This window comes from Leclercia sp. UBA2479 (assembly GCF_002341985.1).
In the GTDB taxonomy this organism is placed as follows: Bacteria; Pseudomonadota; Gammaproteobacteria; order Enterobacterales; family Enterobacteriaceae; genus Enterobacter; species Enterobacter pneumoniae.
This window is the reverse complement of record NZ_DDPB01000001.1, coordinates 102,051-125,300: the sequence shown is the minus strand read 5'-3', so window position 1 is coordinate 125,300 and position 23,250 is coordinate 102,051. Positions and strand designations below refer to the sequence as shown.

The window sequence follows — 23,250 nt, the reverse complement described above, 5'->3', positions numbered from 1 at the left end:
ATTCGCAGGGTTACTGCAGTTTTCGGATGGTATGCCGTTAATAACACTTAATACGCAACGTCCTCAAAAATAACTCATTAACGTAGCGAGATATTTATCATGGCTGATGTCAGTACCTCTCCACACGCCTCGTTATTACACAAGGCGGATGCCTTGCTGGAACAGCAACTCGCCCCCGGAAAACCGGTTGTCGCCGCCTGGGGATTAATGAATGCCGGTAAAAGCTTCCTGTTGAATATGTTAACGAACCATATTCAGACGGAATGTTTTCGCACTAACGACATTCGTGAAACGGCGGAACTCAAAGAGTGTGAGACCGAAGATTTTATCTTTCTGGACACCCCAGGCCTGGATGCCAACAACGCCGACGATCTGATTGCCCTGCAGGGGGCGGCAAAGGCCGACATCGTGCTATTTGTCCACCAGCCCCAGGGTGAGCTGGAAAAGATTGAGATCGATTTTTTGCGCCAGTTAAAAGACTCTTTTGGCCAGTATGCCGAGCAAAACATCATCCTTGTCCTCAGCAAAGCGGACGTAGAAAGCGCCGAAAGCATTGCGGCAATTGAAAAACGCATGCTGGAACAGTGCCGCGACGATCTCGGTTTTACGCCGCGCTGCTATGCCCTGTCTGGTTCCCGTTTCCAGGCCGGGGTGACGCAGAAACAAGACGGCCTGATCCGCGCCAGCCACCTTTTCGATCTCGCTCAGCATCTGGATGCGCTGAACACTGACGCGTACGCCGTAAAACGCGAGCGCCAGCGGGTGGCGATTGAAGAGATCCTCGCCGAGTTTATGCAGGCCGAGCACGCGCTGCAGGAGAAGCAGGCGCAAATCCATCAGCAAATCAACAGCGGTTTCCAGCCCTTCAATACGATCATGACCGATTTCCGCGGCTGGATGAAAAACACCCTCAAAAAATTCCCGGCTGTCTAAGGAGCGCGAAAATGGCATTACCCTGGTTAATTGGTGCAGCGGTGCTGGGCGTGGGCGCATTAATCGCCTCTTCCTCCAGCAATGATGACAGCTCGAATGGCAATGGCGACGACGAAGAGCGCAAACGCCGGGAACGAGCAGAACGTGAGCGCCGCGAACGCGAGCAAAAAGAGGAGCGCGAAACCATTAAGGCCTCGCTTCAAAACGTCGGCACGCTGCGCGCTGACGACTTAAAGCAGGCGCTCTCCGGCTGGGTTGAGGTGCACTATCAGAGCACATCGCCCTTTAAAGCCAACGTGCTGGCAACGGGTAAGCAGTATCAGCGCGTGGTGGCAGAACATTTTACCGAAAGCCATGAGCTAACCTTCCTGGACGCCAAAACGCGCCAGAACCTGAATGCGTTGGAATCCTGCTACGACGTGGAACTGACCATGACCGAAGACTTTTATGACGTGGTTGATACCCTGATAGATTGCCAGGTCCAGCTTGAGACACTGCAAGTTTATCGCGAACAATTTGAACGTATTCGCCAGCATTTGCGCGGCTAAGCAGACAGGAATAAAGATGAGTAACGAGATGCTTCGCGAGGATCTTCTAACCTCTTTCGAAACGCTGGAGATGCAGTTCGCCTCTTCATTAGAGCAGGCTAAAGAGCTGGATAAAGCCTTTGCGGCTCACTACAGCCAGTTTCATTCTAACCTTGCCGGGCTGCTGGCCGACGCGCAGGAGAAATTACCTGAGACCAGCCCGTTAAGCCAGTCGCTGGCGGGGTTTATCAACGGCCTGAAAGAGATCGACAGCGGCTGGAAAGCAAAGCTGGATAATCAGAACAAGGGGCTGAGTTTCCGGAAAAACTTTGAAGATTCGCTGCTGGTCTATGTCTACGGCAAGGTGAAGTCGGGTAAAAGCTCGCTGGGCAATTATATGGCCTGGGGCCATACCAACCCGACCCCTGCCCAGCAGGCCGGGAATACCACGCTGAAGTATGACTCCCATGGCAATACGGACGCAGAGAACGGTGATGCGCATAACGAAGCGGCGCTGCAGGGCAAATTTCGCGTGGATGCCACCGAGGCGACCAGCTCGATTCAGAGCTTCCGTCTGCCGGGGCTGACCTGGGTGGACTCCCCTGGCCTGCACTCGGTGCGTTCGCAAAACGGCGAGCTGGCGAAAGCGCACGCCGACCATGCTGACCTGATCCTCTACACCATGAAATCGGATGCGCCGGGACGCGCCAGCGATTTAAACGAGATCCGTCAACTGCTGGGGAAAGAGAAGGAGATCATGTTGCTGCTGACGGGCAGCGATAAAAAGCAGCATGGCTGGGATGAGGTCAATGAGGTGCCTGTCGATATCTGCGTGATGAAATCAGCGCAGGATCGCCAGATGCAGCAGGATTTCGTAAAGCGCGAGCTGGAGGCCGAAGGCGTTGATACCGGGCGTGTGCAAGTGCTGTCCCTTTCCGCCCGCTATGCCGAACTGCACGGGAATGATCCGGCGGCCATCGCCGACAGTGGAATGGGGCAGCTATTTACCCGCCTGAAGCAAATCTCGCAGGAAGAGGGCGTGCGCATGAAGCGTGCGGTGCCGATGACGAATTTCAAAAACTTCCTCTCCGGCTGCCTGGTGGAAATGGAGAAATATCAGGCGTTGACGGCATCTCTGGCTACGATGATTGCGACGGTCGACCAGGATGTAAAAAAACAGATTACCCCGGCCGTACGCCTTGCCCAGTCTGAATTACGTCAAACCATTCAGGCCAGTTTTAACGAGCTGGCCGCCAGCCGCAACGACGAAGCCGGGCTGAATAGCGCCCTGCTAGCCGCACAAAAAAGATGGGACAGCCGGATGGCGACCCTCACCGGGGATGCGCTGGAGGCGATCCTGAACAAGGCGATGAAGGCCTTTAAATCAGCGGTTGTCACCACCTGGACCTCCTCCTCGCTCACGCTGCCTGCCTTCTCGGTAGAAAAAGTGACCGAGCAGATCCCTGAAGGCTACACCAAAAGCACGCGTAGCCGTAACGGTGGGCTGGGGGCATTGATCGGCGGCGGCATTGGGATGCTGCTGGGGCCTGCGGGCGCGGCCATAGGCGCCACTCTCGGGGCCGGGCTGGGATCGATGACCGGAGACAGCGCCCAACAAACCACCCGCACCATTGAAATGGTGGTGGGAGATAACCTCAGCGAAGTCCGTAACCGGATCCTGAGCCTTTACCTGGACGGTATCGAAAACGAGATCACCACTCAGGTTGGTACGCTATTAAGCACCTTACTCAACGAGATGGAGAAGGACTGTAGCCAGCTAAATTATGAAGTGGAACAGTTTAAGCGGGCGATTGGCAGACTGAAGCAGCAAGCAGAGCAGCAATTAACGAGTGAGGGGAACGCGTAACATGGCGATGTCAGCGGCAGAACTTTTTGAAACTTACGACCTGACGGCGAAACTGGCAAGCCAGTATCCTGCGCTGGCGGCAGAATTTGCGCCTGTGCAGAAACAGTTTGAAGACAAGCGCAACCAGCCGGATGCCAGCATTATGGTCTACGGCGTGTATAACGCCGGCAAAAGCACGCTTATCAACGCTCTGGTTGGCGAATGCGTGGCAGCGACCGGCGATGTTCCGTTAACCGCCTCTGTTGACTCCTATTGCTGGAATAACAGCACCATTCTGGACACCCCGGGCGTGGATGCGCCGCTGGATCATGAAGCGGTCACCCGGGAACAGATGCTGAAAGCGGATGCGGTGATTTTTGTGGTAAACCCGTCCGGTGCCGCCGAAGAGGAGAAGACACTCAAGGTGCTGGTCGAGATTTTACAGGCCCGCAAAAAGCTGTTCCTGGTGCTCAACGATAAAGATCGCATGGACGTCGAGACCTTAACCCGCCTCAAAAACGACATTCGTATTCGTCTGCAAAGCCTGGCGGAAGCGCAGGGTCTGCAGGATGTGCTGCAGGATATCCCTATCCTGCGCGTCAATGCGGAGATGGCGCTGCAGGCGAAGCTGAACAATGTGCCGGGGCTACTGCGCGCCAGTGAGTTCCCGATCTTCGAAGAGGCGCTGACCACCTTTATCGCCAGCATTGATAGCCAGCATATCTACCGTCGACTGGGCGCGACGCTGAACGGCTTCCTCGACAAGTTGCTGCACACGTTAGAGCAGCAGACCACCAGTGACACCGTGCGCAGTTTCGATACCCTTTTGAAAAATATCGTTGCGCAGCAGCAGCTTTGCCGTAACGCGGTGATCGATGAGGTGAAGAACCAGCGTGAGGTCATGTACCGGGGCAGCAAGGCGGCATTGCGCCAGGATCCTGAACACGCGCAGGCACACATCGAGGCGCTTTTCCGGCAGGCCAGCGGCGAAGTGGAAGCGGCGCAAAACCGTGAGATGACCTATCTGGTGCAGCGTTTTGCCGATGATGTCGACAGCCTGCAAGCGGCGATCGCCCGACAGGCAGAACAGGGTGCCTCGCAGTCGATTCCGCACATGCCGGGTGCGCAGGCAACTCAGGAGCAGGGGGTATCGCCAGAGCCCGGGGGCATTAACGCCGAGATGATGAACCACGCGGTCAATACGCTGGGTTCGATGGCAAAACCGGAACACGTGGTCAGCGGCCTGAAAGTGGTGAAAGAGTGGCTACCGTCACTGATGAAGGGGATTGGCCCAAAAACCATGGAGAAGTGGGGTACGCTGGTGGTGGGCAAATGGCTGCCGTACGTAGGGCCAGCCATCACTGTAGTCAGTTCGCTGTGGGATATCTTCGCAGAAGATCGTGAAACCAAACAGGCACGTGAACAAAGCGAGCAACAACGCCGCGAATGGGAGCGTTATCAGCAAGAGATCGACGATTTTGCCTTCACGACGGCCGCACAGTTTGAATCCGGTGCGTTACGGCTGGTGGATGAGTCGCTGGAGCCCTGGTTCGCAGAGTTACTGGACAAAGTGAAAGCCGCGCGGGATATCGCCAGCCAGCAGGATCGTGAGCTGAGCGATCGCATCATAGAAGTACAGCGCCTCGCTTCGTCGTTATGTACGCAGGCATGAGTGACGACGCGTTAACGCCTTTCCCCTGCAATGCCTGCGGCAAGTGCTGCCGCAGGGTCAACGCCAGCCCCGAAACCGCGTTTCTCGATCGCGGCGACGGGGTGTGCGGCCATTTCGATGAAACAACCCACCTGTGCGCCATCTACGCCACCCGACCGCTAGTCTGTCGCGTAGAGGACTACTACCGCGCCAGGCTGAGCGAGGTCATTGCCTGGGACGACTTTGTCCGGCTGAATGTGGCGATTTGCGAGAGATTGTAAGGGGCAGGAGGTTGATTTTATGGCGGCTGACACGCATCGTTAGCGGATGAAAATCGAAACCGCACTGCCCTCACACTTCGAGCGTCTGGCCGCGATCTGGGAATCCTCCGTTCGTGCCACGCACCATTTCTTGCAGGAAAGCGACATTGCGACGTTACGCCCGCTCCTGCTCAATATGTATCTGCCGAATTTACAGGTGATCATTGCCCGTGATGAGCAGGGCAGTATTCACGGCTTTTTAGGCGTGGACGAGAACCGCATCGAAATGCTGTTTGTGGATGCTGCGAGCCGGGGGAAAGGCGTCGGCAAATTGTTACTGACCTGTGCGGTTAATCATTTCGGCGTCAACGAAGTGGATGTGAACGAGCAAAACCCGCAAGGGGTGGCGTTTTATCAACACATGGGGTTTGTGCAGGTGGGGCGCTCGGCCCTGGACGGGCAGGGGAACCCGTTTCCGCTGCTGCATATGCGGCTGAGCAGACATACCGGGATTAGCGCTTAGCCTGCTTCTCCCATTTTAATCAGCTGACGATGTCTTTTTCTCCTTCGGCGGGCAACAGCGCCCCTTTTATCCTTTTCAGCTTCGCCTGTACCGCTTTCAGTTTATCCAGCAGCCGCTGCTCTTGCGCGCTATACGCCATCAGCACGTGCAGTCATCCATCACCTGTTTAATGGGTAAATAAAATGGATATGACTACATATTCAGCCGGGTGATTACATTGTCAGTTGTTTTTTGTTTTTATCATTAAGGTTTTATTTAATCATCTGATTGATTATGTGACGAAATAAAACTCCTAATTCAATTCATTATAAAAATAATTGTGTAAATTTTTATTGGGAATAATATGTCCATTGCAAAAGGAGAATGTCTATGAGCAATGGAATAAAAATAGGTGGATTACGCCTACTTACGCTCGGTGAAATAAATCTTTCAAAAACGCTTTATGGATTAAGTATTCGCTACAATGAAGTATGGATCCATCGGGGAAGCTATCTGCCCTTCAATATGCAGGATTTCAGAACTGCAATGACACCAAATGGTGAAATTTATTTTATGGAAGGGACCTATGAACACGATTTCTCCATGTCCCATCGTACAATGTCCCGTATTGTAGGGGCGCATCTTTTTCTGCATGAAATGATGCATGTATGGCAACACCAACACGGTATGATGGTACGCCTGCGTGGTGCGTTTTCCTGGGCTGTTGATTACACATATAGTCTCGATAAACATCATTTACTGGCTTATGGGCTTGAGCAGCAGGCCTCGCTTATTAGTGACTATTGGTTACTTAAAACGTATGGTTTCGAAAACCACAATAATTTGCATAAACTGATTGATTACAATCCTTCAGAACCCACACATGAGCTCCTCAAACGATATGAAACTATTTTAGGAGACTTTCCGCAATGAAAAAAAAGGTTCTGTTCTTGCCTCTTGTATTATCAATAGTTGGGTGCCCAGGTGAAAAGATCACTATTCCTGAGCAGAGAAGTGTAATGATTAATGAAAATCATCTTTGCTTCAGCGTTGATAAACATGAAGTCTTAAATAGGTATGTCGTTTCGTCTACACAAAAGGGTAAGTATAAAGAATTTGCGGCTGCTGACTTAAAAAATTTTTCATATCCTGAAAGCTGTATTGAGATCGCTCTGCCAGCTGGTTATGCCTATGAAGTTTCTTATACCTTGAATGAGCGGGATTATTACTATCCTTTTTTTAAAGATAATGACGGCAGAATAATGAGTTATCACTAGGAGGAAAATAAATGTCATTACCCGCATATATGTTTCTTTATGATGAGAACGGAAACCCGATTAAAGGCAGTAGCAACGTCGCTGGCAGGGAAGGGGCTATTGAGATCCTTAACAGTAATTACCACATAAACCAGGTGTGCTGTTCAAATACGGGCAAGCTTATGGGGGCCAGGGAACATGGTGCGTTCAATATTCATAATCAGATCGACAAAACGTCTCCATACTTTGCTTATGCCTTATGTCAAAGTAAGAGGCTAAAAAAGTCTGTCATCCATTACTACGACGTTAACGAAGCTGGCTTTGAATATGAAGTGTACCGCGTAACGTTAGATAGCATCGTGATAATATCTGTTGATGCAGCCCATACTTGGGTTCCAGGCTCGCGTGGTCATAATATGCTGGAAAGTATCAGTATTCGTTATCACGGTATTAAGTGGTTTTATCTGGATGGAAATATCAAGTATGAAGATAGCTGGAATTAGATGTCTCGATGAAAGAATCTTTGAAAGGGCTTAGCGATCTCAACTCCCCTGAATGAGAAACATCGAAACTGAGGTTATGGGATACATCATGGAAAAGAATCCGATCTGAGAACACGGGTTCAGACCTGGCGTTGAGCAGGTCACCGAAGAAGGGACGCTTAAGGATGATTTTAACTTTATCCCTGAAGATGCACACAAATTTCTGATTGATGTTTAGGGTCATTCAGCGTGGATTATCCATATTTGATGCCAGAAATGTCTTCGAGTACGAATATCCCTTCTGGCAAAAGAGACCATCCCCTGTACCTGTGACAGTGGTAATGATGTCAAAGCGGATAAGTGGTTTTATCGCTGAAACGTAAGCGCCCTTTCAGGTGCTTACGTTTAGGTATCGGGGCTGTCCGATATCACAACATTATTACCGCACAGCTTAACTAACCATTATTGATTCACGGGTAGCCAACAAGAGTATTGCAATTGGGTATGCCCATGTGTCAGCGGACGTAAACCCCGACGTTCAAACTTGCTTGTCTATAAAGTTGATTTCAGTTCAACCAGACGTCGATCAACCTGTGCCAGCGTCTCTTTTACTCGCCTGTTTTCGTCCAGTAGCCGCTGTTCGTTCTCGCTATATGCCATCAGCACGATGCAGCCATCCATCACCTTTACCGTCACCCGATGCCCTGTATCAAATCCTGCCGCGCGTAGCCATTTACCGGACAGATGGATACTGGGCGTGGATTTGTCGAAAACATTCGGGCGATATCCCACAATTAATGTGCGCTCTGTTCCTGTTGCGGTGACGTCTGGGGTAGAATGCGAATCAGCCATAATCAACTCCTTGATAGTTGGTGAGGTTAGACGCTCCTGTTGTGTTCCCGCACTTCGGAGCGTTGCTAGTACAGGAGGTTTAGGTGGCCTCCTATATGTATCAGAGTAGATGGATAGGTGGCCTCATGTCAATCATATCGCGCGAAAAAAAACCAAAAGGCGGCGGGCAATCCCCGCAGTTTAAAATGCGTATTGATCCGGCATTGAAGGAGCAGTTAGATGCTATAGCAGCGGAAGAGGGGGTGAGTCTCGCCAGCTGGTTGAAGGAACTGGCGAGGGAGGCTTTGCGGTTAAGGAAAATTGAGCCTAAGGGCTAGCGTCAATGATATAGGTTCAAGCTATGCCTAAAGAAATGGATCGATATGGTACCGTGAAAGTAATTTCTGGTGAATTCAAAGGTCGTATTGGCTATTACGACGATGATGATTCAATTTTTCCAGAAGATTATGAATGGAATGAAGAAAATGACGATGTGACGCCGGAGGGTGTCATCCATGTTGCTATTGTCTATTTTGGTTATTTTTCGTTAGCAACAGAACATCATTATATTCCTTATGATGATCTAGAATATGCATCTATGTATGATTTAATGAATCGTAAAACTGAACTAACTAGTTTATGTTCACCGTATAATAAAACTTCATATAAAAAATTATGTAGCTATTTCTCTGAGTTGCATTATGTTGAAACTACTCTTTTAGAACAAATCGTGGAGCAACGCTACATGAATAAACCAAGTGGAGCTAAGGTTTTTATATCCCATTCATCATTAGATAAACCTTTTGCAAAGATGTTATGTATGGATCTTGAAGCAAATGGATATATCCCGTGGTTGGATGAATGGGACATTAAAGTTGGCGAAAGTATTCCTGAAAAAATTTCTAATGGGTTGGAAGAAGCGGATTTTATTATTGTTATTCTTTCTGAAAACGCTGTCACTTCAAAATGGGTAGAAAGAGAGTGGCATACTAAGTACTGGAATGAAATTCAGCATGGTCGTATTCATGTACTACCTATCCTTTTAAAGGATTGCAAGATACCTGAATTATTAAAAACAAAGAAATATGCTGACTTTAGAAATGATTTCAACATTGGATTGAACGATTTATTATCAGCACTGGAAAGTTTGTCAAATAAAAAATAAATTTTGGCGGAAGATCACAGGAGTCGAACCTGCCCGGGAACGCTGGCGTCCCCAACTGGATTTGAAGTCCAGCCACCTCACCGGAGATGACGATCTTCCGCGCCTCGATTGCTACATGGAGGCGGGGCGCATTATAGCTACTTTCAGACATTAACCACATACCCTGACACACTTATTTTCGCCCCTGACAGGGCCTGCATTGATCCATTTCAGGTAAATCTCAACGAATTCCTGAGCTTAGCATTTTGTGCTCATCGAATTTTACCGCGATCACAAAAAAGAAGAATCGTAATCTGCTAACCAGAAAACAGAATACCCGCTTCATCGCCAATGGTTTACAACCTCTGTAACCGGTCTCAGCGCCCCCTACAGCGTGAAGGATAAAAAAAGATGAGCGAAGTACTGTCTGTAAAAGAGAAAATTGGTTACGGCATGGGTGACGCCGCCAGCCATATTATTTTTGATAACGTCATGCTTTACATGATGTTTTTTTATACCGATATCTTCGGCATCCCCGCCGGGTTTGTCGGCACCATGTTCCTGCTGGCACGCGCGCTGGATGCGATTTCTGACCCCTGCATGGGGTTGATTGCTGATCGCACCCGCAGCCGCTGGGGCAAGTTCCGGCCGTGGATCCTGTTCGGGGCCATTCCGTTTGGCCTGGTCTGCGTGCTGGCCTACACCACGCCGGACCTCAGCCTCAACGGCAAAATGATCTACGCCGCCGTCACCTACACCCTGCTGACCCTGCTCTATACGGTGGTCAACATCCCGTACTGCGCGCTGGGCGGGGTGATCACCAACGACCCGACGCAGCGTATCTCCCTGCAATCCTGGCGCTTCGTGCTGGCGACGGCGGGCGGCATGCTCTCCACGGTGCTGATGATGCCGCTGGTGAACCTGATTGGCGGAGACGATAAAGCGTTCGGCTTCCAGGGCGGGATCGCCGTGCTGTCGGTGGTGGCCTTCCTGATGCTGGCGTTCTGTTTCTTTACCACCAAAGAGCGCATTCAGGTGCCGCCAAGCACCACCTCCATGCGCGAAGATCTGCGTGACATCTGGCAAAACGACCAGTGGCGCGTCGTAGGTGTGCTCACCATCCTCAACATTCTTGCCGTCTGCGTGCGCGGCGGCGCGATGATGTACTACTGCACCTGGATTATGGGGTCGCCGGAGGTGTTCGTCGCCTTCCTCACCACCTACTGCGTCGGCAACCTGATTGGCTCCGCGCTGGCGAAACCGCTTACTGACTGGAAATGCAAAGTCAGTATCTTCTGGTGGACCAACGCCGCGCTGGCAGCGGTGAGCGTGGCGATGTTCTTCGTGCCGATGCAGGCCACCGTCCTGATGTTCGCTTTCATCTTCGTCATTGGTGTGCTGCACCAGCTGGTAACACCAATCCAGTGGGTGATGATGTCCGATACCGTCGACTACGGCGAATGGACTAACGGCAAACGCCTGACCGGCATCAGCTTTGCGGGCACGCTGTTCGTACTGAAACTGGGCCTGGCGCTGGGCGGGGCACTCATCGGCTGGATGCTGGCAGGCGGCGGTTACGACGCGGCGGCCAAAACCCAGAATAGCGCGACCATCAGCATCATCATCGGCCTGTTTACCCTGGTGCCGGCGGCCTGCTACGTGCTGAGCGCCATCATCGCCAAACGCTATTACACGCTGAAAACCCCCTTCCTGACCAAAATCATGGGCGAGCTGGCACAAGGCGCGCGCCGCAATCAGCAAGAGTTTGAAACCCTGCCGGTCAGCAAAGAATTACGGAACTAAGAGGACGAGAGTATGAAAATCAGTGACGGAAACTGGCTTATTCAACCGGGTCTGAACGTGACTTATCCGGTTCAGGTGTTTGATGTGGAGCAGCAGGGTAACGACCTGGTGGTCTACGTGGCGCCGCGTGACGTGCGCGAACGCACCTGGCAGCTCGACACATTGATGTTCACGGTTCGTCTATTTGCCCCGCAGGAAGGGATTGTCGGGGTGCGCATCGAGCATTTCCAGGGGGCGCTGGATAACGGCCCGCACTATCCCCTTAACGTTCTCAACGACGTGAAGGTCGAGATTGAAAACAACGCGGCGTTTGCCGAGCTGAAAAGTGGCAGCGTTAGCGTGCGCGTCACCAAAGGCGAGTTCTGGGCGCTGGATTTCCTGCGCAACGGGCAGCGCATTACCGGCAGCCAGCTGAAAAATAACGGCTACGTGCAGGACAGTAACACCGATCACAACTACATGTTCGAGCGTCTGGACCTGGGCGTGGGCGAAACGGTCTACGGCCTGGGCGAGCGCTTCACCGCCCTGGTGCGCAACGGCCAGACGGTGGAAACCTGGAACCGCGACGGCGGTACCAGCACCGAGCAATCGTATAAAAACATTCCGTTTTACCTCACCAACCGCGGCTACGGCGTGCTGGTGAACCATCCGGAAAACGTCTCCTTTGAGATCGGCTCCGAGAAAGTCTCTAAGGTGCAGTTCAGCGTCGAAGGCGAATATCTGGAGTATTTCGTGGTCGACGGCCCGACGCCAAAAGAGGTGCTAAACCGCTACACGCAGTTCACCGGGCGTCCGGCGCTGCCGCCGGCATGGTCGTTCGGCCTGTGGCTGACTACCTCATTCACCACCAACTACGACGAAGCGACGGTAAACAGCTTTATCGACGGCATGGCCGAGCGCGATCTGCCGCTGCATGTTTTCCACTTCGACTGCTTCTGGATGAGAGCCTTCCAGTGGTGCGATTTTGAGTGGGACCCGGTGACCTTCCCCGACCCGGAGGGGATGATCCGCCGCCTGAAGGAGAAAGGGCTGAAGGTCTGCGTCTGGATTAACCCCTATATCGGCCAGAAGTCGCCGGTATTTAAGGAGCTGAAAGAGAAAGGCTATCTGCTGAAACGCCCGGACGGCTCCCTGTGGCAGTGGGACAAATGGCAGCCGGGGCTGGCGATTTACGACTTTACCAACCCGGAAGCCTGCCGGTGGTATGCCGACAAGCTCAAGGGGCTGGTGGATATCGGCGTAGATTGCTTCAAGACAGACTTTGGCGAGCGAATTCCGACGGACGTGCAATGGTTTGATGGCTCGGACCCGCAGAAGATGCACAACCACTACGCCTACATCTACAACGAACTGGTGTGGAACGTGCTGAAAGAGACAGTGGGCGAAGACGAGGCGGTGCTGTTTGCCCGCTCGGCGTCCGTTGGTGCGCAACAGTTCCCGGTTCACTGGGGCGGCGACTGCTACGCCAACTATGAATCCATGGCAGAAAGCCTGCGCGGCGGGTTGTCGATTGGCCTGTCCGGCTTTGGTTTCTGGAGCCACGATATCGGCGGGTTCGAAAACACCGCTCCGGCGCACGTCTATAAACGCTGGTGTGCCTTCGGTCTGTTCTCCAGCCATAGTCGCCTGCACGGCAGCAAATCCTATCGTGTGCCGTGGGCGTACGATGACGAGTCCTGCGACGTGGTGCGCCACTTTACTCAGCTGAAATGCCAGATGATGCCGTACCTGTATCGTCAGGCGGCGCTGGCGCGCGAGTTCGGGACGCCGATGCTGCGCGCGATGATGCTGGAGTTCCCGGACGATCCGGCGTGTGATTATCTTGACCGTCAGTACATGCTGGGGGAGGCGGTGATGGTTGCACCGGTCTTCTCCGAAGCGGGTGACGTACAGTTTTATCTGCCGGAAGGGCGCTGGACGCACCTGTGGCATAACGATGAACTTCAGGGTAGCCGCTGGCATAAGCAGCAGCACGACTTCCAGAGCCTGCCGGTCTATGTGCGCGACAATACCCTGCTGGCGCTGGGCAACAACAACCAGAAGCCGGACTACGCCTGGAACGAGGGGACGGCTTTCCAGCTGTTTAACCTGAGCGATGGCGCAACGGCAGTGAGCGAAGTGCCTGCGGCAGACGGCACTGTCGTATTTACGCTAACGGCGACGCGCAGCGGCGGCACTGTGAGGGTGAAAGGCGAGGGCGATGCCCGCAGCTGGACGCTGTGCCTGCGCAATGTGCAGCAGGTTGGAGGCGTGCAAGGGGCGTCTTATGCGGGGAGCGAGTGGGGCGTGGTGGTGAAACCGGAGGGGAGTGAGGTGGTGATTCAGCTCTGATGCGGTTTTCCTCCCCTCACCCTAACCCTCTCCCATAGGGAGAGGGGACTGTTATGTGCGGGCTGGGGGTTGCCCACTCTTCCTTCCGTGACAAGGGAACCGGTAAGTGCGGGCTGGGTTTTACCCCCTCTCCCTTCAGGGAGAGGGCTGGGGTGAGGGTGAAACAGCCGGCGCCGTTGAAACCACGCCACCCGTCATCGTCTGCACCACCTGCTGTTTATCCATATTTATCGCACGCAGCTTGCCGTTCACCGTCGGTTTTAGCGGTGCGTTAGCCTGCACGCTTCCACTGGCGGTAAGCTGTATATTGCCATCTCCGGTCACAGGCAGCGCGGGCCAGCCCCACTGCTGCAGCACGTTTAGCGGCACGCCTCGTCCGTTGAGGCTGACAGTAGTTTGCCGTGGCGGCAACTGCGAAACGGTGCCGGTGGCTTCCAGAATACCTCGCTCGGTGAAGGCGCTCAGCTCGCTAATATTTACCGTCGAGGCGTTGGCATTGAGCGCCAGCGACGGTCGACGCACATCCACGCGATTAAAGGTCGCCGCTGCGCCGTTCAGCGTCGCGCTACCGCTCCACACTCCCCACTGACGATCTTTCGCCAGCTGCAGATTCGCGCCGTAGCCATCCAGCGCGGTGATCTGCCATGGGAAGGCGGGATCCACATCAATCACCAGGTTACGGCTCAGGCCAAATTTCTTCAGCGTTACGCTATTCAGCCAGGTCGGTAACTCAGCCATCCACTGATTTTTCCAGTTCTGCGGCAGGGTGTACTCCAGCCCGGCGATGGCCACATCGTCCAGCACCAGCGCCTTACCGTTGCGCAACCAGTTACCGGAAGTACGGATCATCCCCCCCTCCCAGCGGGAGGTAAACTGACGCAGCGCCACGCCCTGCGGGGAAAACTCCGCGTTCAGAATCGGGTCAAACAGGTGCAGCGAGCCATAAATAAACTCACTGGCGTTCATCGACAGGCGGCCATCGTCGCTCTGCCAGTCGCCATTGCTTAACGTCAGGTTGCGCAAGCTCAGATCGAGATCGGTCACCGCCCAGTCCGGCCCCTGTAGCCGGGCGTCGGTCACTTCGAGTCGGCCAATTTTAAAAGACGGCAAGGTGGTGATGGGGGTGAAGAAATCGGCTAAGGCTTTATCGCTCTGCAGGCGAATCTCGTTCAGGCGCAGGTTATCCACCACCCACCCGCCGTCGGCATTGCGACGAGCGGTGCCCGTGAGCGAGCCGCGCGCCATATCGGCGCCGATGGTGCTCAGCACCACCTCCTTGCCATTCAGCTCGCCCTGAATCAGCACGTTGCTGGTCTCTACGCCATTCAGGGTCAGCGACCCGGCGCTGATTTGAATCTGCGCTTTTTTGCCCAGCACATTACCTGCCTCGGGCTGCCATGGGTTAACGCCGCCGGTCACCTTCTGCGCGCTCAGATCCCACTCCATATTCGGGCTGTTAAAGGCCATGTTATTCAACTGCAGGCGATCGGCCTGGAAAGGGAGCGGCGCGGTCTGCGGGGAAAGGTTCAGGGTGCCGTCAGAGAGGGTGATGGTATCCATATGCAGCGGATCGGTCACCTGGCGGCTGCTCAGGCCGATATCCACGGTTTTGGCAACCAGCGTGGCAGGTTTCCCGTCCCGGCCAAAGGTGACATTTTTCAGCAGGATATGTGTCGGGGACGAAAAACGGTGATCCATCAGGTCGAAATTGAGCTCGTAATCGGTATTGACGGTGATCCAGCCACTCACCTGAGCCGCGCCCCAGCGGGTCTGGACCAGAAAATAGAGCGCAATAATCGCAATCAATATGGCGACAAGAATATAGACGAGCAGCTTTCCAATAAATTTCATGGTCTTCCATCCCGCAAAACGCACATAGAGGAGTTATGCAACATTTGGGCGCAATGCTCAAGGCGGGATTGGTAAATCGATGTCACGGCAGCCGGACGCGGCTGCCGTGAAAAGGGGATTAGTTCTTCTCTGGCGGGAAGATCAGGTTGAGCACGATAGCGGTGATACCGCCGGCGGCAATGCCGGAAGAGAGCAGGTTTTTCACCCAGTCCGGCGCAAACTGCAGGATCAATGGCTGCTGAGAAACGCCCAGGCCCACGGCCAGAGAGAGCGCAATGATCATGATTGCACGACGGTTCAGCGGCTCACGCGAGACAATGCGCACGCCAGAGGCAGCAATGGTACCAAACATCACCAGCGTCGCGCCGCCCAGTACCGGTTCCGGAATGTGCTGAACAAAGCCGCTCACCGCCGGGAACAGACCCAGCACAATCAGCATCAGCGCCACCACAAAGCCAACGTAACGGCTGGCAACGCCCGTCAGCTGGATCACGCCATTGTTCTGGCCGAAGCAGGAGTTCGGGAAGGTGTTAAAGACCGCAGAAACAAACGAGTTCAGCCCGTTTGCCAGCACGCCGCCTTTCAGGCGTTTCATATACAGCGGGCCAGACACCGGCTGCTCAGAAACATCAGAGGTGGCGGTGATATCACCGATGGTTTCCAGAGAGGTGATCATAAAGACCAGCATCAGCGGCAGCAGCAGACCCCAGTCAATGCCCAGGCCGTAATACAGCGGCGTCGGGACGGTGATCAGTGCACTGTTTGTCGGTGCGGTGTTCTCGGGCAGCATGCCCATGGCCCACGCTGCCAGGTAGCCTGCTGCCATCGCGATCACCAGCGAAGCGACGCGCAGGTAAGGGTTACGCTGGCGGTTAAGCAGAATGATGATGGCCAGCACAATACCTGCCAGCAGCAGATTTTTCGGTGCGCCGAAGGTGTGGTCGTTCATCGCTGCATAGCCGCCGCCGATAGACGTCAGTCCTACCTGGATCAGCGACAGGCCGATAATCATCACCACCACGCCGGAGACCAGCGGGGTAATGATGCGGCGCGCCAGATGCAGCACGCGGGAGATAACCATCTCGGTGCAGCTCGCCAGCATCAGGGTGCCAAACAGCGCTGCCATCATGGTCGGCACATCGGCGCCGCCGGTTTTCAGCGCGGTGCCGCCCATAATCAGCGGCGCCACAAAGTTAAAACTGGTGCCCTGGATCGACAGCAGGCCAGAGCCCACCGGACCCCAGGCTTTAATCTGGATAATAGAGGCCACGCCAGAGGCGAACAGCGACATACTGATGATGTGCTGGGTGTCCTGTGCCGGTAAACCGAGCGCCTGGCAGATCAGCAACGCCGGCGTTATCACCGCGACAAACATCGCCAGCAGATGCTGGCAGGCGGCAAACAGGGTTTGCGCCAGCGGTGGGCGGTCTTCAAGACGGTAAATCAGTTCACTGTTATGCTGCTGCGCAATCGGTTGCGCATCTTGCTGTTCTACGGCGTTAACGGACATCGGCTGCGATCCCAGGAGGAAAAGCGGGCATTCTAGCCGATGGCGCAATAAAAGCAAACGATTGCCAGCGAAATTTACGGATAAAGACCTCCAGTTTGTGCGGCTTTTCTATATCGGGAGAAAAAAGTTCATTACACTTCCATCGCCGGGGCTCATGAGGAGCGCAAACCGGCCAGGATAACGCCGTGTGTGCATGGAACATACGCATAAAAGGAGCCTTCTATGATTCATCTCGATACGTTGTCGACGCTTGTTGCGGCAACGCTGGTTTTACTGCTCGGACGTAAGCTGGTTCATCGTGTTTCCTTTCTTCGTCGCTATACCATTCCCGAACCCGTCGCCGGCGGCCTGCTGGCAGCGCTGGCGCTGCTGGCGTTGAAACAAAGCATGGGCTGGGAAATCAACTTTGATATGACTTTGAAAGAGCCGCTGATGCTGGCGTTCTTCGCGACGATCGGCCTGAACGCAAATCTGGCCAGCCTGCGCGCCGGTGGCAAAGTGCTGGGGGTGTTCCTGATTGTGGTGGTCGGGCTGCTGGTAATGCAGAACGCCATCGGCATTGGCATGGCCTCTCTGCTGGGGCTGGATCCGCTGATGGGACTGCTCGCGGGCTCAATTACCCTTTCAGGCGGACACGGTACCGGGGCGGCGTGGAGCAAAGTCTTTATTGAGCGCTACGGCTTTCAGAATGCCACCGAAGTGGCGATGGCCTGCGCAACGTTCGGGCTGGTGCTGGGCGGACTGATCGGCGGCCCGGTGGCGCGCTATCTGGTGAAACGCTCCTCCACGCCAAACGGCAGGCCGGACGATGAAATGGTGCCGTCGGCTTTTGAAAAGCCCGAGGTTGGCCGTGTGATCACGTCGCTGGTACTGATTGAAACCATCGCGCTTATCGCCATCTGTTTGACCGCCGGTAAGCTCATTGCGCAATGGCTGGCGGGGACGACGTTTGAATTACCGACCTTCGTTTGCGTGCTCTTTGTTGGGGTCATCCTCAGCAATGGCCTGTCGCTGATGGGGTTCTATCGTGTGTTTGAACGCGCGGTGTCGGTGCTGGGGAACGTCTGCTTGTCGCTGTTCCTGGCGATGGCGTTAATGAGCCTGAAGCTGTGGGAACTGGCCTCGCTGGCTCTGCCGATGCTGGCGATTCTGGCAGTCCAGACGCTGTTTATGGCCTTTTATGCCATCTTTGTGACCTGGCGATTGATGGGTAAAAACTACGATGCGGCGGTGCTGGCGGCAGGGCATTGCGGGTTTGGTCTGGGGGCCACGCCAACGGCGATTGCCAATATGCAGGCGATAACCGAGCGGTTTGGTCCATCGCATATGGCGTTTCTGGTGGTGCCGATGGTCGGTGCGTTCTTTATTGATATCGTGAACGCGCTGGTCATAAAACTCTATCTGATGCTGCCCATTTTTGGCTAAGCCTCAGGCGTTGGAGTAGCGCTCGGTTTCAGGCATCCAGCGTTCGATAAGCGCTGCCGCCTGCTCGGGGTAGCGTTCATGAATATGGCGGGCGAGGCGCTGAACTTCGGGGATCATGGCCTGATCGCGCATTAAATCCGCCACCTTAAACTCGGCGTTGCCGGTCTGACGCGTGCCCAGCAATTCGCCCGGCCCGCGGATTTCCAGATCTTTTTGTGCAATCACAAACCCGTCGTTACTGTCGCGCAACACCTGCAGGCGCATTTGGGCGGTTTTCGAGAGCGGGGATTTATAAAGTAATACACAATGAGACGCCACCGCGCCACGGCCGACGCGGCCACGCAGCTGGTGGAGTTGCGCAAGGCCCAGACGCTCCGGGTTCTCGATAATCATCAGGCTGGCATTGGGCACGTCTACGCCCACTTCAATGACCGTGGTGGCAATCAGCAAATGCAGCTCGCCCAGTTTAAATGCCTGCATCACCGCCTGTTTATCGGCCGGCTTCATACGGCCATGTACCAGGCCGATATTCAGCTCCGGCAGGGCGAGCTTTAGCTCTTCCCAGGTCGCTTCGGCGGCCTGCGCTTCCAGTAGGTCGGACTCTTCAATCAGGGTGCAGACCCAGTACGCCTGCCGCCCTTCCTGCATGCAGGCGTTGCGCACGCGGTCGATAATCTCGCTGCGGCGCGTATCCGGAATAGCGACCGTGGTCACTGGCGTTCGGCCTGGCGGCAGCTCGTCAATGGTGGAGGTATCCAGATCGGCGTAGGCGGTCATCGCCAGGGTGCGCGGAATGGGGGTCGCGGTCATGATCAGCTGATGCGGGTGGAAACCCTGCTGCAGCCCTTTCTCCCACAGCGCCAGGCGCTGATGCACGCCAAAGCGGTGCTGCTCATCAATAATGACCAGCGCCAGGCCATTAAACTGCACCTGTTCCTGGAATATGGCATGGGTTCCGACAATCATCTGCACCTGGCCGCTGGCGATGGCCTCTTGTTGCGCAAGGCGTGCTTTGCCTTTTTGCTTTCCGGCCAGCCAGCCGACTTCGATGCCCAGCGGGGCAAACCAGTTGCGGAAGTTATTGGCATGCTGTTCGGCCAGCAGTTCGGTGGGCGCCATCAGCGCCACCTGTTTACCGTGCGCAATGGCGCGCAAGGCGGCAAGCGCGGCAACCAGCGTTTTACCGGAGCCCACATCCCCCTGAACCAGACGCATCATCGGTACGTCGAGCCCCAAGTCGCGCTCAACTTCAGCCACTACCCGAGCCTGGGCACCGGTGGGTTTGAACGGCAGCGAGGCCAGCAGCTTATCTTTTAAATCATCGCGCGGCGTAAGAGGCAGAGCGTGGAAGCGCTGGGCGCCCGCACGCAGGGCCAGCATACTGAGGTTATGCGCCAGCAATTCTTCAAGGATAAGCCGCCGCTGGGCGGGATGTTGTCCGCTCTCTAAATCGCTAAGCTGCAATGACGGCGGCGGACGGTGCAGGGTGCGCATCGCTTCCGGCAGGCTCATCATCCCTTGCGCCAGTTCTGGCGGCAAAAGCTCGGCGATAGCGCAGGTATCCAGCAACTCCAGCGCCTGGTCGGTGAGTTTACGCAACGTCGCCTGTTTAACCCCTTCGGTGGTGGGATAAACCGGCGTCAACGTCTCTTGCAACTCAGGCGTACTGAGATCCCCCTGCACACGATACTCCGGGTGGATCATCTCCGCGCCGTATTTGCCGCGTTTGGCTTCGCCATAGGCTAAAACCCGTCGCCCGGTGGCAAGACTGTTTTTCATCGCCGCGCTGAAGTTGAAGAAACGCATCGTAAGAACGCCGGAGCCATCGCTAATCTGGCAGGTCATCATCCGGCGGCCGCCGAAGGTGATGTTGCAGTTCAGGACTTCGCCTTCAACCGTGGCGTATATGCCAGGCAACAGGTCGTCGATGCGGTAGAGATGGGTGCGATCTTCGTAACGCAGGGGGAAGTGAAGCAGCAAATCCTGCACGGTATGCAGGCCAATCTTCGCCAGTTTACTGCTTTGCGCCGCACCCACGCCCGTAAGCGTGTTAAGAGGAACGGCGTCGAGCAGGCGGCCTTTCATGATTTATCCCGCGTACTGCATGGTAGCCCACCACCCGGCATCGGCTTCGATCTCGCCCTGCGCGTTGACGTGGGGGTAGGGTAACTTTTTCTGCTTCGCCACACGGGCCAGCACCGGATAACCACCTTCGAACAGCAGACGCTGCTGCTCCTCTTCCGGCAACATGCTGTTGCTACGCTGGTACATACCGGCGTTCTGACGCTGTCGCTGTGCTTCGTAGAGAATCAGAGCGGAGGCCACCGAGACGTTTAACGACTGCACCATGCCAATCATCGGGATGATAATGTCCTGATCCGCCAGATCTAACGCTTCCTGGGTGATCCCGGTCTTTTCCTGGCCCATCAGGATGCAGGTAGGACGGGTGTAGTCGATCTCGCGGAAATCGACGGCCTTATCGGAGAGATGGGTCGCCAGCACCTGCATTCCGCGCCCTTTAAGGTGCGAAACGGCTTCGCTGATGGTTTTGTGATTTTTTACCTGCACCCAGCTGTTGCTGCCCGCCGCCGCAGACACCATCGGGCGCATGCGGTGATCCTGCCAGACGGCGTGCACTTCGTGCACACCCACGGCATCGGCGGTACGGACGATAGCAGAGACGTTATGCGGCTTATGTACCTGCTCCATGCACACCGTCAGATCTGGCTGTCGCCTGGCGAGCATCTCACAGATACGCTCGTAACGTTTCGCGTTCATCAGCTTAGTTTCTGTTACGGGTGACTTTGATGACGTCCGGCATCACGCGGATTTTGCGCATAATGTTCGCCAGATGCACACGGTCACGGGCCGTCAGACGAATGAAGGCGCTGTAGACGCGGCCATCTTTCTCTTCCGTGTTCAAACTCTGGATATTGGAGGATGCCGTATTGATGGCAGCCGTCAGGTTCGCCAGTGCCCCCTGGTGGTTGAACATATCGACCTTAATTTCGGTGATAAATTCTTGCTCGGTCTCTTTATCCCACTCAACCGCCATGAACTTCTCAGGCTCTTTCTGGTAGCCGCGGATGTTACGACAGGATTCGTGGTGGATAACCAGGCCTTTACCTGGGCTGACGTGCGCCAGAATCGGGTCGCCAGGGATCGGGCGGCAACATTTGGCGAAGGTGATAAGCACCCCGTCTGCGCCTTTGATGGGCAGATGGGTGTGGCCAGACGCGCCAGGTGCTATCGGCGTGGCTTCGCCCTGTTGCAGATTCTTCGCCACGACCACGCTCATGGCGTTGCCAAGACCGATTTCCGCCAGCAGATCGTCCATCGTGGCGAGCTTCATGCGCTCAAGCTCACGCTGAATGTTCTCTTTCGGAATCTCGTTCAGTTTACGGCTACCGCCCAGAGCATGGTTGAGCAGACGACGCCCCAGGCTGACGGAGTCGTCACGCTTGAGGTTCTTCAGCAGCTGGCGAATTTTGGCGCGGGCTTTGGAGCTGACGACAAAGTTAAGCCACGCCGCATTTGGGCGGGCGCCGGGTGCGGTAATGATTTCCACGGTCTGACCGCTGGTCAGCGGCTGCGACAGCGGATACGGCTGTCTGTCGACGCGGGCACCTACGCAGGCATGACCGATATCGGTGTGCACGGCATAGGCGAAGTCAACCGGCGTGGCGCCGGCAGGCAGTTCGACAATGCGCCCTTCCGGCGTGAAAACGTAAATCTCATCCGGGAAGAGATCGGATTTAACGCTCTCGATAAATTCAAACGAGCTACCGGCGCTTTGTTGCAGCTCCAGCAGGCTTTGCATCCAGCGCTGGGCGCGAATTTGCGCCGTAGTGCTGGTTTCACCGTGCTCTTTATACGCCCAGTGTGCCGCAACCCCCATCTCTGCCATCTGATCCATGTCTTCGGTACGGATCTGCACTTCGACCGGCACGCCGTGTGGCCCGATCATCGAGGTGTGCAGAGACTGATAGCCGTTCGCTTTAGGAATGGCGATATAGTCTTTCATGCGCCCCGGACGCGGCTTGTAGAGGCTGTGCATCTGGCCCAACACGCGATAACAGGTGTCGGAATCATGGACGATGACGCGGAAGGCGTAGATATCCATGATCGAGTGAAAACGTTGCTCTTTAAGCACCATTTTGCAGTAGATGGAGTAGAGATGTTTTTCGCGACCGCTGACGCGGCACGGAATACCCGCTTCCTGTAGACGCCCTTCGATTTCAGAGAGGATTTTTTGAATCATCTCTTTACGGTTGCCACGTGCGGCTTTCACCACCTCTTTGATCACGCGGAAGCGGTTCGGGTACAACGCTTCAAAGCCCAGCTCTTCAAGCTCGGTCTTGATGTGATGAATACCTAAACGGTGCGCCAGCGGGCTATAGATTTCGAGGGTTTCACGGGCGATGCGGCGACGTTTATCCGGGCGAAGTGAGCCCAGCGTGCGCATATTGTGGGTACGGTCAGCGAGTTTAATGAGAATGACGCGGATATCCTGCACCATCGCCATTATCATCTTGCGAAAGTTTTCGGCTTGCGCCTCTTTCTTATCCTGGAATTTAAGCTTATCCAGCTTAGAGACCCCTTCCACCAGCTCGGCAACGCTTTTGCCAAACAGCTGTTCCATATCCTGGTAGGTGGCGGGGGTATCTTCGATCACATCATGCAGCAGCGCGGCCATCAGCGTTTCATAGTCGAGTTTCATCTCGGCCAGAATGCAGGCAACCGCCACCGGGTGCGTGATGTAGGGTTCACCGCTTGAACGTGTCTGGCCCTCGTGAGCGTCACGTGCAACGAGATACGCCTGCTGAAGACGCTTAATCTGGTCTTCAGGCAGGTAGGTTTGAATCAGTTGATTCAGGCTTTCAAACAGATACAAGGGC

General features: G+C 54.8%; 21 protein-coding genes and 1 tRNA gene. 14 read left to right on the top strand and 8 right to left on the bottom strand.

The window, feature by feature from the left end:
• Window positions 1–99 precede the first annotated feature (99 nt).
• The 6 genes from B3B59_RS00615 to B3B59_RS00590 are packed head-to-tail and all read left to right on the top strand — an operon-like array spanning window position 100 to window position 5,740.
• Window positions 100–933 carry a GTPase gene (locus B3B59_RS00615; RefSeq protein ID WP_080346633.1) on the top strand — a complete coding sequence of 278 codons (834 nt, stop codon included), beginning with the start codon at window positions 100–102 and terminating at the stop codon, window positions 931–933.
• 11 nt (window positions 934–944) lie between these two features.
• The gene (locus B3B59_RS00610; protein WP_286807890.1) at window positions 945–1,481 is read left to right on the top strand and encodes a hypothetical protein; all 537 of its coding nucleotides are present in this window, start codon (window positions 945–947) and stop codon (window positions 1,479–1,481) included.
• Window positions 1,482–1,497: 16 nt separating this feature from the next.
• Entirely contained in the window at window positions 1,498–3,327 is a 1,830-nt protein-coding gene (locus tag B3B59_RS00605; protein WP_286807889.1) for a dynamin family protein, read from the top strand.
• A 1-nt stretch (window position 3,328) separates the two neighbouring features.
• The gene (locus B3B59_RS00600; RefSeq protein WP_286807888.1) at window positions 3,329–4,978 is read left to right on the top strand and encodes a GTPase; all 1,650 of its coding nucleotides are present in this window, start codon (window positions 3,329–3,331) and stop codon (window positions 4,976–4,978) included.
• On the top strand, window positions 4,975–5,238 hold the full coding sequence (locus B3B59_RS00595) for a YkgJ family cysteine cluster protein (RefSeq protein ID WP_040077809.1): 264 nt from the start codon (window positions 4,975–4,977) through the stop codon (window positions 5,236–5,238). Before B3B59_RS00600 ends, B3B59_RS00595 begins: the two co-directional genes overlap by 4 nt.
• A 46-nt stretch (window positions 5,239–5,284) precedes the next feature.
• Complete coding sequence (locus B3B59_RS00590) at window positions 5,285–5,740, top strand: GNAT family N-acetyltransferase (protein WP_286807887.1); 456 nt, start codon at window positions 5,285–5,287, stop codon at window positions 5,738–5,740.
• Between the two features lie 19 nt (window positions 5,741–5,759).
• Here the strand turns inward: B3B59_RS00590 and B3B59_RS00585 are convergent, their stop codons facing one another.
• Entirely contained in the window at window positions 5,760–5,885 is a 126-nt protein-coding gene (locus tag B3B59_RS00585; RefSeq protein ID WP_286807885.1) for a hypothetical protein, read from the bottom strand.
• Window positions 5,886–6,109: 224 nt separating this feature from the next.
• Between B3B59_RS00585 and B3B59_RS00580 the strand changes: the two genes are divergently transcribed.
• From B3B59_RS00580 to B3B59_RS00570, 3 genes are read left to right on the top strand one after another with little or no spacing between them, the layout of a single operon-like run.
• Window positions 6,110–6,652 (top strand): type IV secretion protein Rhs, encoded by a 543-nt coding sequence (locus B3B59_RS00580; RefSeq protein WP_286807884.1) that lies wholly within the window; start codon window positions 6,110–6,112, stop codon window positions 6,650–6,652.
• Entirely contained in the window at window positions 6,649–6,996 is a 348-nt protein-coding gene (locus B3B59_RS00575) for a putative T6SS immunity periplasmic lipoprotein (RefSeq protein ID WP_286807883.1), read from the top strand. The genes B3B59_RS00580 and B3B59_RS00575 overlap by 4 nt, the downstream gene beginning before the upstream one ends.
• A gap of 11 nt (window positions 6,997–7,007) precedes the next feature.
• Complete coding sequence (locus B3B59_RS00570; RefSeq protein WP_286807882.1) at window positions 7,008–7,478, top strand: Hcp family type VI secretion system effector; 471 nt, start codon at window positions 7,008–7,010, stop codon at window positions 7,476–7,478.
• Window positions 7,479–8,009: 531 nt separating this feature from the next.
• Here B3B59_RS00570 and B3B59_RS00565 read toward each other — a convergent pair.
• Complete coding sequence (locus B3B59_RS00565; protein ID WP_286807881.1) at window positions 8,010–8,309, bottom strand: SymE family type I addiction module toxin; 300 nt, start codon at window positions 8,307–8,309, stop codon at window positions 8,010–8,012.
• 125 nt (window positions 8,310–8,434) lie between these two features.
• Here B3B59_RS00565 and B3B59_RS00560 point away from each other — a divergent pair, with 125 nt between their 5' ends.
• Both B3B59_RS00560 and B3B59_RS00555 read left to right on the top strand, forming a co-directional pair.
• Window positions 8,435–8,626, top strand: a complete 192-nt coding sequence (locus tag B3B59_RS00560) for a toxin-antitoxin system HicB family antitoxin (protein ID WP_286807879.1) — start codon at window positions 8,435–8,437, stop codon at window positions 8,624–8,626.
• Window positions 8,627–8,649: 23 nt separating this feature from the next.
• Window positions 8,650–9,453 carry a toll/interleukin-1 receptor domain-containing protein gene (locus tag B3B59_RS00555; RefSeq protein WP_286807878.1) on the top strand — a complete coding sequence of 268 codons (804 nt, stop codon included), beginning with the start codon at window positions 8,650–8,652 and terminating at the stop codon, window positions 9,451–9,453.
• Between the two features lie 4 nt (window positions 9,454–9,457).
• Here the strand turns inward: B3B59_RS00555 and B3B59_RS00550 are convergent.
• Window positions 9,458–9,552: transfer RNA gene (locus B3B59_RS00550), tRNA-Sec, on the bottom strand.
• Window positions 9,553–9,843: 291 nt separating this feature from the next.
• Between B3B59_RS00550 and B3B59_RS00545 the strand changes: the two genes are divergently transcribed.
• Both B3B59_RS00545 and yicI read left to right on the top strand, forming a co-directional pair.
• Complete coding sequence (locus B3B59_RS00545) at window positions 9,844–11,235, top strand: glycoside-pentoside-hexuronide family transporter (RefSeq protein ID WP_286807877.1); 1,392 nt, start codon at window positions 9,844–9,846, stop codon at window positions 11,233–11,235.
• Window positions 11,236–11,247: 12 nt separating this feature from the next.
• A complete protein-coding gene (yicI, locus tag B3B59_RS00540) occupies window positions 11,248–13,566 on the top strand; it encodes an alpha-xylosidase (protein ID WP_286807876.1) in 2,319 nt (772 codons plus the stop codon).
• A gap of 135 nt (window positions 13,567–13,701) precedes the next feature.
• Here the strand turns inward: yicI and B3B59_RS00535 are convergent, their stop codons facing one another.
• On the bottom strand, window positions 13,702–15,417 hold the full coding sequence (locus B3B59_RS00535) for an AsmA family protein (RefSeq protein WP_286807875.1): 1,716 nt from the start codon (window positions 15,415–15,417) through the stop codon (window positions 13,702–13,704).
• Window positions 15,418–15,535: 118 nt separating this feature from the next.
• Window positions 15,536–16,927: a nucleobase:cation symporter-2 family protein gene (locus B3B59_RS00530; RefSeq protein WP_286807874.1), complete on the bottom strand. Its 1,392-nt coding sequence runs from the start codon at window positions 16,925–16,927 to the stop codon at window positions 15,536–15,538.
• 222 nt (window positions 16,928–17,149) lie between these two features.
• Here B3B59_RS00530 and gltS point away from each other — a divergent pair, with 222 nt between their 5' ends.
• Window positions 17,150–18,352, top strand: a complete 1,203-nt coding sequence (gene gltS, locus B3B59_RS00525) for a sodium/glutamate symporter (protein ID WP_207292723.1) — start codon at window positions 17,150–17,152, stop codon at window positions 18,350–18,352.
• Between the two features lie 3 nt (window positions 18,353–18,355).
• Here the strand turns inward: gltS and recG are convergent, their stop codons facing one another.
• Genes recG through spoT form a run of 3 tightly spaced genes read right to left on the bottom strand, consistent with a single transcriptional unit; the run spans window position 18,356 to window position 23,246 of the window.
• Window positions 18,356–20,437 carry an ATP-dependent DNA helicase RecG gene (gene recG, locus B3B59_RS00520; RefSeq protein WP_286807873.1) on the bottom strand — a complete coding sequence of 694 codons (2,082 nt, stop codon included), beginning with the start codon at window positions 20,435–20,437 and terminating at the stop codon, window positions 18,356–18,358.
• A 3-nt stretch (window positions 20,438–20,440) separates the two neighbouring features.
• On the bottom strand, window positions 20,441–21,130 hold the full coding sequence (gene trmH, locus B3B59_RS00515) for a tRNA (guanosine(18)-2'-O)-methyltransferase TrmH (RefSeq protein WP_040077819.1): 690 nt from the start codon (window positions 21,128–21,130) through the stop codon (window positions 20,441–20,443).
• A 4-nt stretch (window positions 21,131–21,134) separates the two neighbouring features.
• Entirely contained in the window at window positions 21,135–23,246 is a 2,112-nt protein-coding gene (gene spoT / locus B3B59_RS00510; protein WP_040077821.1) for a bifunctional GTP diphosphokinase/guanosine-3',5'-bis pyrophosphate 3'-pyrophosphohydrolase, read from the bottom strand.
• Between the last annotated feature and the right edge of the window lie 4 nt (window positions 23,247–23,250).